7 protein-coding genes are annotated in these 16,446 nt (G+C 45.5%); all 7 read left to right on the forward strand.

Annotated features, from left to right (window positions below; translation table 11 throughout):
• Nucleotides 1-15 precede the first annotated feature (15 nt).
• The 7 genes from pgmB to DXN04_RS25485 all read left to right on the forward strand — a co-directional run bounded on the left by pgmB (nucleotide 16) and on the right by DXN04_RS25485 (nucleotide 16,443).
• Nucleotides 16-669, forward strand: a complete 654-nt coding sequence (gene pgmB / locus DXN04_RS25455) for a beta-phosphoglucomutase (RefSeq protein ID WP_116856225.1) — start codon at nucleotides 16-18, stop codon at nucleotides 667-669.
• Nucleotides 669-2,966, forward strand: coding sequence for a glycoside hydrolase family 65 protein (locus tag DXN04_RS25460; protein WP_116856226.1), 2,298 nt, complete (start codon nucleotides 669-671; stop codon nucleotides 2,964-2,966). The genes pgmB and DXN04_RS25460 overlap by 1 nt, the downstream gene beginning before the upstream one ends.
• Nucleotides 2,967-3,016: 50 nt before the next feature.
• Nucleotides 3,017-4,360 (forward strand): MFS transporter, encoded by a 1,344-nt coding sequence (locus tag DXN04_RS25465; protein ID WP_233525684.1) that lies wholly within the window; start codon nucleotides 3,017-3,019, stop codon nucleotides 4,358-4,360.
• 262 nt (nucleotides 4,361-4,622) lie between these two features.
• The gene (locus DXN04_RS25470; RefSeq protein WP_116856227.1) at nucleotides 4,623-5,711 is read left to right on the forward strand and encodes a Gfo/Idh/MocA family protein; all 1,089 of its coding nucleotides are present in this window, start codon (nucleotides 4,623-4,625) and stop codon (nucleotides 5,709-5,711) included.
• Nucleotides 5,712-5,738: 27 nt separating this feature from the next.
• Complete coding sequence (locus tag DXN04_RS25475) at nucleotides 5,739-6,326, forward strand: phage tail protein (protein ID WP_116856228.1); 588 nt, start codon at nucleotides 5,739-5,741, stop codon at nucleotides 6,324-6,326.
• Between the two features lies 1 nt (nucleotide 6,327).
• Entirely contained in the window at nucleotides 6,328-7,488 is a 1,161-nt protein-coding gene (locus DXN04_RS25480; RefSeq protein ID WP_116856229.1) for an ABC transporter substrate-binding protein, read from the forward strand.
• Between the two features lie 9 nt (nucleotides 7,489-7,497).
• Complete coding sequence (locus DXN04_RS25485; protein ID WP_116856230.1) at nucleotides 7,498-16,443, forward strand: Ig-like domain-containing protein; 8,946 nt, start codon at nucleotides 7,498-7,500, stop codon at nucleotides 16,441-16,443.
• Nucleotides 16,444-16,446 lie beyond the last annotated feature (3 nt).

Below are 16,446 nucleotides of genomic sequence, written 5' to 3' on the forward strand. Positions count from 1 at the left end.
ACTTAAACGGATGATATGGACAGAATAGACGCATGTATTTTCGACCTTGACGGAGTAATAGTGGATACCGCCAAATACCATTATATAGCCTGGAAACGCCTGGCAAATGAAATGGGATTTGACTTCACAGAGGAACAAAATGAATTACTCAAAGGCCTTAGCCGTACCCGCTCCCTCGAAATCATACTTGAAATCGGTGGTGTGCAGAAGTCTGCCGAAGAGCAGGCTGTGCTGGCGAAGCGGAAGAATGACTGGTATGTAGATATGATCCGTCATATGCAGCCGGACGAAGTGTTACCGGGAGCAAGGGAATTTCTTGAAAGTCTGCGGGAAGCAGGGGTGAAGACGGCATTGGGGTCAGCGAGTAAGAATGCAGGTACTATTCTTGAAAAAGTTGGTTTGGCTGCATTGTTTGACGTAGTGGTAGACGGGAATGCTGTAACAGCTTCCAAGCCGGATCCGGAAGTATTCCTGAAAGGGGCGGCAGGTTTGCATGCAGATCCTGCTTATTGTGTGGTATTTGAAGATGCAGTAGCAGGTGTACAGGCAGCAAAGGCGGGAGGCATGAAAGCTGTAGGTATCGGGTCCGCAGATGTTTTGCAGGATGCAGATATGATTGTCAGTAGCCTTGGAGACATGAGCCTCCAGCGTTTAAAAAATTTAAAATAATGAAGCAGTATATAAAGGTAGATGAGTGGAATATCATCGAAGAAGGATTTATACCGGGTTACAACAAAATCTCAGAAAGTATCTTCAGCCTTGGCAATGGCCGTATGGGGCAGCGGGGCAATTTTGAAGAGACTTATTCAGGCGAAACATTGCAGGGTAGCTATGTAGCAGGGATTTATTATCCTGACAAGACACGTGTGGGTTGGTGGAAAAATGGTTACCCTGAATATTTTGCCAAGGTGTTGAATGCTGCAAACTGGATAGGATTGGAGATTCGTATTGACGGCGAGGTACTGGATTTACATCATGCAACAGTGAGTGAATTCCGTCGTGTGTTGAATATGAAGGAAGGTTACCTGGAGCGTACGTTTACAGCTACTTTATCTTCAGGTAAAAAGCTGGCTGTTCGCGCTACCCGCTTTTGCAGTATTGTTGATGATGAGGCGGGAGCATTGCGTTATAGCATCACACCATTAAACTTTGACGGCCAAATTGAAATCGTTTCTTTTATAGACGGAGCTATCAGGAACCAGGACTCAAATTATGACGAGGGATTCTGGGACCTGGTAGAGGGAAGTGTACAGGATAATAGTGCTTACCTTACATTACGTACCAGGAAGACAGGTTTTGATGTGTGTACCGGCATGCTGTTCCATGTATATCAGGGAGGCAACCAACTGGCATCAGCCGTTTCACCTGTACAAAAAGATAAATTTGTAGGTGCTAAGGTGACGGTGGCAGCAAAGCGTGATCAGGCGACTGTGATCGTGAAGTATGCGGCCAATCTGAGTTCAGAGAATCATTCCCGGGCTGACCTGGTGACTGCATGTAAAAAGGTAGTAGCTGCAGTTGCCGCAAAAGGATTTGAGCGACTATTGGAGGAACAGGCTGCTGCATGGGCGGCCAAGTGGCAGGAGAGTGATATTGTGATTACCGGAGATGCTGCTGCACAGCAGGGGATCCGTTTCAATATCTTCCAGCTCAACCAGACATACACAGGCGAAGATGCACGTTTGAATATAGGACCCAAAGGATTTACGGGTGAGAAGTACGGCGGGTCTACTTACTGGGATACAGAAGCATATTGCATACCTTTCTACCTGGCTACTGCAGAGCAGCAGGTAGCGAGGAACCTGCTGGTGTACCGTTATAACCAGCTGGATAAAGCGATAGAAAATGCGGCGAAGTTAGGCTTTGGCAAAGGGGCTGCCTTGTACCCGATGGTGACTATGAATGGAGAGGAATGTCATAATGAGTGGGAGATCACCTTCGAGGAAATTCACAGGAATGCAGCGATCGCTTTTGCGATTTACAATTACATCCGTTATACCGGAGATACAGCTTACCTGGCTGAATATGGACTGGAAGTACTGATTGGTATAGCACGCTTCTGGGCACAGAGAGTGAACTGGAGTGAGGCCCGCAGGCAATATGTAATGCTGGGTGTAACAGGTCCGAATGAGTACGAGAACAATATCAACAACAACTGGTATACGAGTACCATGGCGACCTGGTGTTTACAGTATACGATTGAATCACTGGCGCATGCAACAGATGCAATAATTAAAAAAACGGCATTTGATGCTGGTACCGAAGTGAAGCAATGGCAACATATCATAGATAATATGTACTATCCTGAAGATGCTGAACGTGGTATTTTCCTGCAGCAGGATGGTTATTTGGATAAAGAACAGATTCTCGTAAAAGACCTGGATCCGGCACAAAGGCCGTTGAACCAGAAGTGGAGCTGGGATAGAATATTGCGCAGTTGCTTTATCAAGCAGGCAGACGTATTGCAGGGATTTTATTTCCTGGAAGACAGGTTTGACATGGATACGCTGCGCAGGAACTTTGATTTCTATGAACCACGTACGGTGCATGAAAGTTCATTGTCTCCCTGTATTCACGCGATCCTGGCGGCGAAGCTGGGCGATGGTGAGAGAGCATATGAGTTTTACCTGCGTACTTCACGCCTGGACCTGGATGATTATAACAACGATACAGAAGATGGGCTGCACATCACTTCCATGGCAGGTACCTGGATGAGTGTGGTAGAAGGATTTGCAGGTATGCGTGTACGTGATGGTCAGTTACAGTTTACACCCTTCCTGCCGGGCAAGTGGCAATCCTTTGCATTCAGTATTCGTTTCAGAACGAATATCCTGAAGGTAGAGATCAACCAGCACCGTGTGGTGATAGAGAACAAAGAAGGAGGCGATGTAGCTGTGAAGGTATATGATGAGACATATATAGTGAAAGCAGGTACTGTTGTACAGTTGAACAACAGAAACAAATAATGATGAAAGCGGTGAATTCCATTGCGTGAAAGCACCGCTTTCAGAAAAATATGAATTCCATGAAAGGCATGACGAAGCCACGTTTATCTGCGGCCAGGATCTGGAACATGAGCATGGGGTTTTTCGGAATACAGTTTGGTTTTGCATTACAGAATGGGAATGCATCCCGTATCCTACAGACCTATGGCGCAGAGGTAGAACATTTATCCCTATTCTGGTTGGCCGCACCGGTGACCGGAATGATTGTACAGCCTATCATAGGGCATTACAGTGATCGTACCTGGAACAGGTTGGGGCGGCGGCGTCCTTACTTTCTGGTGGGTGCATTGCTGACAGCGATGGCACTGATCCTGTTACCGAATTCGTCTATGCTGGCATATTTGTTACCACCAATGCTGATAGGAGCAGGGATGCTGACCCTGATGGATGCGAGTATCAATGTGGCGATGGAACCTTTCCGTGCACTGGTATCTGATAATTTGCCGGATGAGCAGCGGAGTATGGGCTTTTCAGTACAAACTTTCCTGATAGGTGCAGGTGCAGTATTGGGTTCCTCCCTACCTTACCTGCTGGCGGAGTATTTTAATATATCCAAGGTTGCGGCACCCGGGGTAGTGCCTGATAATGTGATCTATTCTTTTTACATAGGTGCGGTGGTATTGATTGCCACCATCCTCTGGTCCATCTTCATGAGTAAGGAATATAGTCCGGAGGAGTTTGCGCAGTTTAATCCCGGATCAGAAGAGGGAGCTGCTTCTTCCGGGTTGGGGACCATTGTGAAAGACTTTGCAGCGATGCCTTCAGCAATGCGGCAGTTAGGGTTAGTGCAATTTTGTAGCTGGTTTGCCTTGTTCTCTATGTGGGTGTTTACCACGCCCGCGGTGGCAGAGCACATCTATCATGTGATGCCGGGTGATACTTCATCATCCAGCTATGCAGATGCGGGCAATAAGGTAGGCTTTTTATTCAGTATTTACAGTGCGGTATCTGCGGTGTATTCACTGATCCTGCCTACTATAGCGCGTAAAACAAATCGTCGGGTCACGCATGCCTTCTCGCTGATAGCGGGTGGGGTATCACTGATCTCCATCTTTTTTATACAATCTCCCGACCTGCTGGTACTGCCTATGATCGGTATTGGTTTTGCGTGGGGAAGCATTTTATCAACTCCTTATGCTATCCTATCTGGTGTGATACCTCCGCATAAGACGGGGGTGTACATGGGTATCTTTAATTTCTTTATCACATTCCCACAGATAGTGAATGGCTTGTTCGGTGGCCTCATCGTCAGGTATTGTTTTCACGATCAGCCTATTTATGCGTTGGTGATGGGGGGCGTATTTATGATAATAGCAGCGGTAGCGGTGTTGAATGTGAAAGAACAGAGAGCCTAAATACAATAACCTAAAGTTTGACCGGGATTTGCGTAAGCGGGTCCCGGTTTTTTTATGAGGGGTGCCGCCGGGAATGGGGATTCGAATGGTTTAGAAATGAAATTCAATTGGATACACCCGCCTCAAAAAAAATATTTTAATATTTGAATTATTTCTATATAAATTTGCGGACCATTTCTTACTATAGTAATTCGATTTTTAACCTCATTCCTGGAAAAACCATAAGTAGTAAACGATTTGAATCATTATCCCTAATTGTCGAATGCACAATCAAAAAAGGAGAGAATTTTTCAGAAACGTCGCATTGATCGTGCCCGCACTTGCCGTCATGCCGTCGTCTCTGTTCTCTAAAAATGTATGTAAAGGTTTGCGTATCGGATTTATAGGCACTGGTATCTGGGGCCGCCTGTATCTGTCAGCAGCACTTACACAAAAAGATCTGACTATCACTGCCATATGTGATGCAGACAAAGCTTCCTTACAGGAAGGCCTACAATTATTTAAAGGATTTCACCGTCCGCTGGTATTTGATTCATGGCAGCAGCTGCTGGCCAGTGATGAGGTGGATGTCGTGATCATTGCTACCCCGGCACATACACATTACACTATTGCCAAAGCAGCTATGCTGGCAGGTAAGCATGTGGCTTGTGGTCCTGTAATGGGAGAGACGGTAGAAGAGCACAAAGACATTGTAAAGACCAGTCAACAAACTGGTCGTCATTACTTTACACTGGATGAGCAAAGCTATCGGCATGACCTGCAGGCGATTGCTGATGTCGATTTCGGAACATTGGATCAAGTGATTGCAGGTGCACCTTATGATGTATTGCCACCCCAGGCAGACACCTACCCCTTATATCCTTCTTTGTTTTTACAAGGGCTGTTAGGCCCCGGCAATCAAATTAAAACGGTTGCTGCTACTACAAAGCAAATGGATTATGTAGTGCACAAAGTAAATCCTAAAACGGGTAAGCATAAGATGCTTGTAAAAAAAGGGGAGATTCCGTTGATTTGTCTTACTACTACAAATGGACAGCAGGTGTATCTCCAGACTGAAAAGGGATATACTACAGGTACGCATATTCATGGTACTGGCGGTAGCTGGATTGATTATACACGATCTATGCGGATGAGTGATAACCAATGGGAGGAAGATCAACTACACCTACAACAACATGCAGCTTCTCCGGTTGCATCAGCATTAAATGAACTATTTAAAATTTTAAAGTCTTCCGTACCTCAACAGTCTGTGCATACAGCAGCTAATAGTAGCCTGATAGCTTTATTGGGCCGGCAGTCTGCCACTCAGGGAGGGAAGATCTTTGCATTTCCTGATTATCGTCTTATTTAATTAATCACCACATAAATTTCCTGTAGAATGGATGAACCATATTTAGCGATGATATGCGTTTTCGCTTTTAATTTTGCACCTAATGGCTGGCAAATATGCAATGGTACTTTTTTATCAATTGCCCAGAATACAGCCGTATTTGCATTGTTGGGTACCACCTATGGTGGCAATGGTCAAACGACTTTTGGCATACCTGATCTGCGTGGCAGGGCTCCTATAGGTATGGGACAAGGTCCTGGACTTTCTCAATACGATTTGGGCCAGTTTGGAGGAGTAGAATCAATCACCCTTACGGCCGGCCAGATGCCTATGCATACGCATAATATGACACATACATTGACAGCTGCTCCCAAAGCGAGTACACAGGCTGCTACCAGCAATGTACCTGCGGCAACTAAGGTGCCTGCGGCATTACCAACCATCGGTGCCGGCGTAAACACCTTCACTGTAAATGGATATAATACTGTATCGGATGTGACTTTAATGCCTGCTGATGTATCTGGCGGTATTGTGGCAGGAGTGTCCGGAGGCAGTCAGCCCCATTCTATTCTTCAGCCGTACCTGACAGTCAACTATTGTATTGCAATGCAGGGGATCTATCCTTCCCGTTCATAGTATGAAGCAACTGAATCTTGGTTTTTTAACACCTTATAGTGGTGTATATCCTTTTTACTCAGCACACCTGGTGACAGGCTGGATGGTGGGTATGGGACTGGATCCTGCCCGTCAGCGTACGGTGCAGGTTCTGCCTGAGTTTACCAAAGGTGGTGGTCCTAAGGCCACCACCGAGGCAGCTAAAAAGTTGTTATTTTTTAATCAGGCAGATGTCTTGTCCGGACTAATAAATTATAAATCACTACCATCGCTTATGCCGGTGGTAGAGGCACAGCGAAAATTAGGTTTCTTCTTCGACATGGGAGAATTGATTCCTGATCATTCGGCGATTAGCCCTGATATTTTTTATGCTTCTCATCAGATCTGGCAGTCAGAGTATGCCCTGGGGCGCTGGGCGCAAAAGCGTTTTGGTAATGCAGGCCATATCGTGATGCCAATCTATGAATCAGGATATCATTTAGCCAATTCCTTTCAGCAGGGCGCATTCGGTGCAGGTGCACAGGAGCTCAGGGTGACCATCCTGCCTGATAATCCAGGAAATACAAGTGCCCTGGACCTCACTGAATTTTTTGCAGAGATAGAGCGAAATCCACCTCCCTATGTACATGCAATTTTTGTAGGAGATATGGGAACACGTTTTCTGCATGCATGGAAGGAAAGCCGTTTCCACAAGAAAGTACCATTGACAGTTGTAGAGACAATGGCTTATGAAGATATCCTGGACGATGTAAAGCACCTGGAACTGGAACTCTATAGTGCACTCACGTGGATGAAGGAAGATGAGCGCAAAGAGAACAAGTTGTTTGTAAAGACATTTGAAAGCAAAGCACAACAGCCTGCAAATATTTATGGATTGATGGGTTATGAAGCAGGGCTGGTGTGGAAAGAATTATTGCCCTATGCACAAACAGGGGACTGGGACAAGGTAAAGGCACAACTGTTCACAAACACGATACGTGGCCCCAGGGGAGAGAAAGGCTTCCATCCTTCCAGTGGATTAGGATTGCCTGTGTCCAATATTGTGAAGCTACATACTACTACCCTAAAGATAAATAAAATCATTCTTGACCAGGGCGAAGGAATTCGTCATGACGATGCCAGCTTACAGATCATTCACAAAGAGAATGTGTCCGGTTGGCAGAACCCTTTTCTCTGTATTTAACAGGTTTATATGAATTCTACCTTTACACGATGTATCCGGGTTTTACTCTTGATCATCGTAGCTGTAATCACCTTCCTTTCGGGTAAGGCACAGGCCGTTCTGTCCACTGTAGAAACAGGGGGTGTCTATACAGCTACTGCAAGAGATGCCGCTAATAATGTCTATGCCACTAAACTGAACAGTACTACAAACAAGTATGATGTAGTGAAGTTTACAGGAGGCACAGGTACCCCTACTGTGATTTACTCAGGGTTGAGCCATGGTACTGCCATTCAGGGTGATAATCCCTGGGGCCTGGCTGTGAACTCAACCGGAGATGTGTTTGTACTGAACTCCTTTGAAACAGGGAATGGCCAGATCATCAAACTGTTAAGCCCTTCATATATACCAATCGTGGTACAATCGGGTAGGTATTTTTCTGCTATTACGGTAGACAGATTTGGTTACCTGCACGCGATAGAATATAACAGTTCTACCGCCAAGTTTGATGTTGTAAAGTATTTTCCGGGAGCGGAAAACAATCCTGGTACAACTATATACGATGGTCTTAGCGTGCCGGCAGCAGGTACTTCTTACCCCTGGGGGCTGGCTACAGATTCTTATAACAACGTTTATATTACTGACTTCATGGAGAGCGCCGCTCATCCTGCCGGGGCTTTCCTGAAGCTGGATTATCCCACTTATTCTGTATCTACGCTGGCAACAGGCAAAGAATTTTCTGCCATTGCATCAGATGCTGGCAATAATCTTTATACGATTGAAGCGGTGAGTAAAGGTAAGGCGGCCATTGTAAAATATCCCTATGGCTACCCGGGAATAGCCAGTACGATCCTGGATTCCTCTTTAACAATTTCTGGTGTTGGATATCCTACAGGGTTGACTGTTACCAGCAATGGGGTGATATATGCAACAGATCCTTTTGCCAGTGGAAATGGTCGCCTTATCAGAATGGCAGAACCCAAGGTGATGAGTGTAACGAGAAATGGTGCTTCACCTACCAATAATAGCTCAGTGAGCTATACCGTGGTATTCAATACAAGTGTATCAGGTGTTACTACGAATGCATTTTCGCTGTCAACGTCTGGTCTGACAGGAGCTGGTGTTGCAGGCGTATCCCAGGTGGATGCTACGACATATACTGTAACTGTAAATACGGGTACAGGAGATGGTGTTATGAACCTGGTGGTTACAGGTGCAGGTATTACACCTGCTTTGTTAAATGTGCCATTCACTACCGGCGATTTAGCCACTATTGATAAAACGCCGCCTGCAATTTCACTGGCTATTAATAGCGGAGCTACCATGACCAATGCGGTAGCTGTGACATTGTCAGCAACGACTACAGATGCAAGTACCCCTTTGCAAATGAGATTCTCTGCAGATAGCAGTAACTGGAGTACTTATGAAACGTTTGCCTCCGGCAAATCATATACACTGGGTACAGGAGATGGTGTGAAGAAGGTATATATGCAGGTGAAAGACAATGCAGGCAATGTGAAGGGAACCAGTGCTTCAATAACGCTGGACCAGACAGCACCTACTGTTTTAATTACGGGCAAGCCAGCAGACCCTTCTAATCAGTCGTCTGCTACCTTTAGTTTTGAAGCGGATGAACCGGTGAGTAGTTATGCCGCCAGTATAGATGGAGGTCCTTTTGTAGCGGCCACTTCTCCGCTTACATTGAGTGGACTGTCTACAGGTATGCATACTATTCAGATCCGGGCAAAAGATCTTGCAGATAATACCGGGCTTTCTGCTTCCTATTCCTGGAATGTGGATTATATAAGCCCTGTCATCCAAACCGTCGGTGCTTCGGCAAATGGTACCTATTATATAGGACAGGTCATCTCGCTGACGGCGACCGCAAGTGAGCCTGTGTACTCAGATAATGCCGGAACAGGGTTACCTTATATCGATCTGACTATTGGTACTACCAGCAGGAAAGCAGTATATGCATCCGGTGCCGGCACAAACCAATGGACATTCACTTATACAATACAGGAAGGTGATCTGGACAACGACGGCATAAAATTAGGTGCTTCCATCCGGGTAAATAATAATGTATTGACAGATCAGGCAGGTAATCTGCTGGATTCGTTATTTACATCCGGTGCTACGGCAATCCGGGTAGATGGTATTCGCCCGGTAGGGACCCTGACGGCGCCAGCTACATCCAATGAAACAACGATGACGGTGACGCTGAATTTTGATAAATCTGTGAATGGTGTGAATGCCTCTTCGTTCTCATTGACTGGAATTGCAGGTGCGGCAGTAACTGCTGTTTCTCCGGGAGCAGGTTATACTTCTTCCTATACAATCAGCATTTCGGTGCCTGCTAATAGCATAGGTACCCTGCATATTGCATTGAATGCTGATGCGGCGGCCGCCTACCAGAGTGGAAATACGAATGCTGCCACTGCCGTTGATGTAGACTATGATAATACAGCGCCGGTGATTACCAGTGTAAGTGTGCCTGCAAATGCTTATTACAAGGCAGGTACTACCCTGGAATTTACAGTGGGCTTTGATAAGGAAATCACTGTTTCAACTGCTGCAGGAAACCTTTACCTGCCAGTTACAATTGGTAGTTCTGTGGTGCATGCTGCATATGTAAGTGGTAGTGGTACAAAGAATCTCACTTTCAGTTACACAGTAGTAGCCGGTGATAACGATAATAATGGTATCCAGATCGGAACAGCACTGACGGCAGATGCCGGCATGCTGAAAGATAGTTATGGTAACGAAGCTAATACTACTATCAATGGTGCGGGAAGTACAAATGGTGTACTGGTGAATACGGTTATTCCATCTGTGGTATTATCTTCTGGTAGTACGGTGGTAAATAGCGTATTCTATGTGACCGCTACCTTTAGTGAGGCGGTGACAGGACTGACGGCTGGTGATTTTACCATTTCAAACGGTCTGGTATCCGGTGTAACAACAAGCGACAATATTGTTTATTCAATAGAAGTGACTCCTTCAGTAGATGGAGCAGTCTCAATTCAGTTACCTGCTGATGCTTCGGCGAATATTGGGGATAATGGCAATTCGGTTTCGAATGAACTGCAGGTGACAGCAGATTTTACACCTCCGGCAATCGTGAGTTTGGATGGACCTGCAGATGGTTATTATCATACTGGTGATCAGTTGAAATTCGTCGTTCATTTTAGTGAGGAGCTGGTATTTAATATTACAACTGAGCAGCCATACATGGCTTTGAATCTGAATTCTGGTGTCATGCCTGTTTACTATACAGGTAGGGATAGTAACAATGGAATGATCTTTACTTACACGGTAGCGGACGGAGATGATGATGGAGATGGTATAGAAATGGGAGCCGGCGTTGCATTAAGTAATTTATTGCTAACGGATAAGGCGGGTAATCCGGCACTTGTATATATTAACCCTGCACCGGCATTCCCTGGCGTGAAGGTGAATACAACACATACAACAGTGACTTTGTCCGCCGCTACATTGGTGAATGGTGCTTATCAGGTAACAGCCACCTTCGCAGAAGCGGTAAGAGGTTTGTCTGCCAGTGACTTTACCGTTGTCAATGGTGCAGCCAGTGATGTACAGACAAGCGATAGCATCGTTTATACAGTGACCATCACCCCGCTTACGGATGGAACAGTATCAGTAAGCTTACCGGCAGGTGCTGCTGAGAATATTGCGCGTAATGGAAATGCTGCTTCTAATACTTTGTCCACCCTGGCTGATTTTACAGCGCCTGTGGTGACGGGTGTAACAGTGCCAGCTGCTGGTTATAGCAAATCCGGTGCGGTACTAAACTTCACGGTAACATTCAACGAAACGGTGAATGTAAGCGGTACCCCACGTCTTGCTATCACGATGGGTAGTAGTACCGTATATGCTGATTATGTAAGTGGTAGCGGTACATCTACACTGAGCTTCTCTTATACAGTTGCAGATGGAGATCAGGATCTGGATGGGATTGTTGTGGGTACATTAAGTAATGGTACTATTAAGGATGCCGCGGGCAATGCTGCAGTCCGTACATTCACGGCTCCTTCTACAGCCGGTGTTTTAGTAAATACAATAGCGCCGGTTATCAGTTCAGTAAATGTTCCGCCAAACGGATTTTATAATGCTGGTCAAACGCTTGATTTCTCAGTAACATTTAATGCTATTGTAAATGTAACAGGTAGCCCTGTATTGCCGGTAACGATCGGTAATACCATTGTGGATGCCGTTTATTCCGGGGGTACAGGTACTTCCACTCTGACCTTTACTTATACAGTAGTGGATGGTGATAACGACCGGGATGGTATTGCTGTCTCAGCGCTCACAGGTACTATTCAGGATGAATATGGTAATGAGGCGGTGAAGACCTATACAGCACCGTCAACTGTCGGCATATTTGTTAATACAGTACATCCAACAGTGACACTGGCTACTGCTGCTACTCTGGTGAAAGAAGGCTTTGAGGTAAGCGCTACATTTAGTGAAGCTGTTACAGGTGTAGCTGCAGGAGACTTTACTGTAAATAATGGTACAGCCAGCAACCTGCACACAAGTGATAATATTACTTATACCTTCACTGTTACACCTTCTGCTGATGGTAATGTAACCGTGACGCTGCCTGCTGATATGGCAGTGAACATAGGAAATAATGGTAATACGGCATCTAGTACCCTGACGGTAGTCGCTGATGTGACAGCACCTGTTGTTACGAGTGTAGCAGTGCCACCAAATGATTATTATAAGGCAGGAGATGTATTGAACTTTGAGGTGAGATTTGGAGAAGCCGTAACGGTAACAGGTACACCACGTCTTGCGATTACAATGGGTAGCAGAACGGTATATGCTGATTACGTGAGCGGTACAGGTACATCTACACTGAGCTTCTCTTACGAGGTGGTGAATGGTGATCAGGATCTGGATGGTATTGCAATAGGCATTTTAAGCGGTACGATGACGGATGTGGCAGGTAATGCTGCTCTCCTTAATTTCACTGCACCGTCTACACCTGGCGTATTGGTTAATGCAATCGCGCCGGTGGTTACTTCGGTATCAGTTCCTGCGAATGGTTATTATAATGCCGCTCAAACACTGAACTTCTCAGTTCAATTTGATGGGGTTGTTAATGTAACAGGTACACCTGTTTTACCCGTAACAATTGGTAATACAACGGTAAATGCTACTTATACGGGAGGTACCGGTACCAATACACTGAGCTTCTCTTATACAGTACAGGATGGTGAAAATGATCGGGACGGCATTTCACTTGCTGCAATCACAGGAACAATCCAGGATGAATTTGGTAATGAGGCGGTGAAGACACTGAATAATGCAGGTAGCACTGCTGGTGTATATGTTTATACTGTACATCCGACAGTTACCTTATCTACATCTAGTTTAAATGTCAACGCACCTTATACAGTAACTGCTACCTTTAGCGAAGCAGTGACTGGCCTGACACTTGCTGACTTTACGGTTACAAATGGTACAGCCGGCAACCTGCACACAAGTGATAATATTACTTATACCTTCACTGTTACACCTTCTGCTGATGGTAATGTAACCGTGACGCTGCCTGCTGATAAGGCAGTGAACATAGGAGATAATGGTAATACGGCATCTAATACCCTGACGGTAGTCGCTGATGTGACAGCACCTGTTGTTACGAGTGTAGCAGTGCCACCAAATGATTATTATAATGCAGGAGATGTATTAAACTTTGAGGTGAGATTTGGAGAAGCCGTAACGGTAACAGGTACACCACGCCTTGCGATTACAATGGGTAGCAGAACGGTATATGCTGATTACGTGAGCGGTACAGGTACCTCTACACTGAGCTTCTCTTACGAGGTGGTGAATGGTGATCAGGATCTGGATGGTATTGCAATAGGTATTTTAAGCGGTACGATGACGGATGTGGCAGGTAATGCTGCTCTCCTTAATTTCACTGCACCGTCTACACCTGGCGTATTGGTTAATGCAATCGCGCCGGTGGTTACTTCGGTATCAGTTCCTGCGAATGGTTATTATAATGCTGGTCAAACGCTTGATTTCTCAGTAACATTTAATGCTATTGTAAATGTAACAGGTACACCTGTGTTGCCGATAACCATTGGTAGTACGGTTGTAAATGCAGCCTATACTGGTGGAACCGGTACCAATACACTGGCATTCTCTTATACAGTACAGGATGGTGAGAATGATCGGGACGGCATTTCACTGGCTGCAATCACAGGAACAATCCAGGATGAATTTGGGAATGAGGCGGTGAAGGCACTGAATAATGCAGGTAGCACTGCTGGTGTATATGTTTATACTGTACATCCGACAGTCACATTGTCTACATCCAGTTTAAATGTCAACGCTCCTTATATAGTAACTGCTACCTTTAGCGAAGCAGTGACTGGCCTGACACTTGCTGACTTTACGGTTGCAAATGGTACAGCCGGCAACCTGCACACAAGTGATAATATTACTTATACCTTCACTGTTACACCTTCTGCTGATGGTAATGTAACCGTGACGCTGCCTGCTGATAAGGCAGTGAACATAGGAGATAATGGTAATACGGCATCTAATATCCTGACGGTAGTCGCTGATGTGACAGCACCTGTTGTTACGAGTGTAGCAGTGCCACCAAATGATTATTATAAGGCAGGAGATGTATTGAACTTTGAGGTGAGATTTGGAGAAGCCGTAACGGTAACAGGTACACCACATATTGCGATTATGATGGGCAGCAGTACCGTATATGCTGATTATAATGGCGGTACAGGTACATCTGCATTAAGCTTCTCTTATACAGTAGTGAATGGTGATCAGGATCTGGATGGTATAGTAACCGGCGCTTTGAGCAGTGGTACTATTAAAGATGCAGCCGGAAATGATGCAGTACTTACCTTCGCAGCACCTGCTACGACTGGTGTATTAGTGAACACAATTGCACCGGTTATTACCCAGGTAAGCGTTCCCGCAAATGCGTACTATCATGCTACCCAGACGCTTGACTTTACAGCTCAATTTAATGCGGTTGTAAATGTGACAGGTACACCTGTTTTACCGGTAACAATTGGTAATACAACAGTAAATGCTACTTATACGGGAGGCACAGGCACTAATATACTGAGCTTCTCTTACACCGTACAGGATGGAGAAAATGACCTGGATGGTATAGCGCTTGCAGCAATCACAGGAACCATCAGGGATATATTTGGTAATGATGCGGTGAAGACCCTGAATAATATAGGAAGCACCGCTGGTGTATATGTCTACACAGTTCATCCTACAGTTACGCTTGATAATGCGCCTTCCCTGGTGAATGCTGCATTCAGTGCAACAGCCACCTTTAGCGAAGCAGTAACGGGATTAACTGCTGCTGACTTTAATGTAACAAACGGTACGGCCAGCAACCTTCAAACAAGTAACAACATCACTTATACCCTAACAATCACTCCGGCTGCTGATGGGAATGTAAGCATCAATCTACCTGCAGATGTTGCGGTGAACATCGGTGATAATGGTAACAGCGCTTCCGATACACTGACAGTAGTTTCAGATGTAACAGCACCGCTTATCGCCAACGGCCAGACATTCAGTATTAATGAATACAGCCCGGCAGGTACCACGCTGGGTAGTGTTACCGCTACTGATGCCATTGGTGCCCTGCAAAACTGGACCATTACGAATGATCCATCAGGTGCCTTTGCCATCAACTCAGCTACGGGCGAACTCTCAGTAAAAGACGAAGCAGCCCTGAATGCGAACGTTCATACAACAGTATCGCTGACCATTACTGTAAGTGACGGCCTCAATGTGAGCAATGCGAATACTGTAGCTGTAACAGTTATATATGTACCACTGCCACCGACCGATATCAGCCTGGATAATAATACCATCGTTGAGAATACGCCTGTCAATACACTGGTCGGTCATCTTTCCGCTGTGACAGCAGAACCAAATCCAGTGTATACTTATACATTGGTAACAGGTGCCGGCAGCACTGACAATACATCCTTCACGATCTCCGGCGATCAGCTGCTTACCGCCGCTATTCTGGACTACGCTGTGAAGAACCTGTATAATGTGAGAATCCGGGCTACCCTGGGTAATGGTCTTTATACAGAGAAGACCTTTACAGTTCAATTAGGCCAGGTAAACCAGGCACCAACGCTGAATCCGGTTGCTGATCAGGAAGTATGTGATATCACTACTGCGCAAAATATCCAGACAAGCGGTGCTTCTGCTGTAGAAGACGGTCAAACACTGAGCTATGCAATAAGGGCCGATCAGCCGTTCTTTAGCTCCCTGGTAGTAAATGCGAATGGTCTGATCACTTATCAACTGAATCCAGGCATTAGTGGTACAGTCCATGTAACCGTCACCGTGAAAGATAACGGTGGTACTGCCTACGGAGGTGTAGATACCCTGGCGCAAACATTTGCCATCAAAGTAAATGCCCTGCCAGCAGTCACCATTACAGCAGATCAGGATACCGTGATCTCCAAAGGAACGGCGATGAACCTGACAGCTACCGGTGGTAACAGCTACGAATGGTCAAATGCCAGCGGTATAGTAAGTGGTCAGCAAACAGCTACACTCCAGATCAAACCGATAGAGAACACTGTATATACTGTGACTGTAACTGATAATAATGGTTGTATGAATGAAGGGGCAATGACTATCACAGTAGTCAATGAATTTAAGATAGATGCTATCAACCTGCTCTCACCAAATGGTGATGGTAAGAATGATAAGTGGATCATCAATGATCTGAGCCGCTATCCAAACAATGACCTGACTATCTATGACCGTACCGGTCGTGTTGTATATCATACAAAGAACTACAGCAATAACTGGGATGCGACTTACAATGGTAGTCCGCTTGCAGAAGGTACCTATTATTACATCCTGAAAGCAGATGGTTATAACACTCCTGCCAAAGGATTTATTACAATCATCAGGGACCAGCATTGATCC

This window comes from Chitinophaga silvisoli (assembly GCF_003412465.1).
GTDB classification, from domain to species: Bacteria; Bacteroidota; Bacteroidia; order Chitinophagales; family Chitinophagaceae; genus Chitinophaga; species Chitinophaga silvisoli.

Coding starts and splice junctions, on each gene's coding strand:
- DXN04_RS25475 (WP_116856228.1), top strand. CDS start 5,739: ATGGATGAACCATATTTAGCGATGATATGCGTTTTCGCTTTTAATTTT.
- DXN04_RS25460 (WP_116856226.1), top strand. CDS start 669: ATGAAGCAGTATATAAAGGTAGATGAGTGGAATATCATCGAAGAAGGA.
- pgmB (WP_116856225.1), top strand. CDS start 16: ATGGACAGAATAGACGCATGTATTTTCGACCTTGACGGAGTAATAGTG.
- DXN04_RS25465 (WP_233525684.1), top strand. CDS start 3,017: ATGAATTCCATGAAAGGCATGACGAAGCCACGTTTATCTGCGGCCAGG.
- DXN04_RS25470 (WP_116856227.1), top strand. CDS start 4,623: ATGCACAATCAAAAAAGGAGAGAATTTTTCAGAAACGTCGCATTGATC.
- DXN04_RS25480 (WP_116856229.1), top strand. CDS start 6,328: ATGAAGCAACTGAATCTTGGTTTTTTAACACCTTATAGTGGTGTATAT.
- DXN04_RS25485 (WP_116856230.1), top strand. CDS start 7,498: ATGAATTCTACCTTTACACGATGTATCCGGGTTTTACTCTTGATCATC.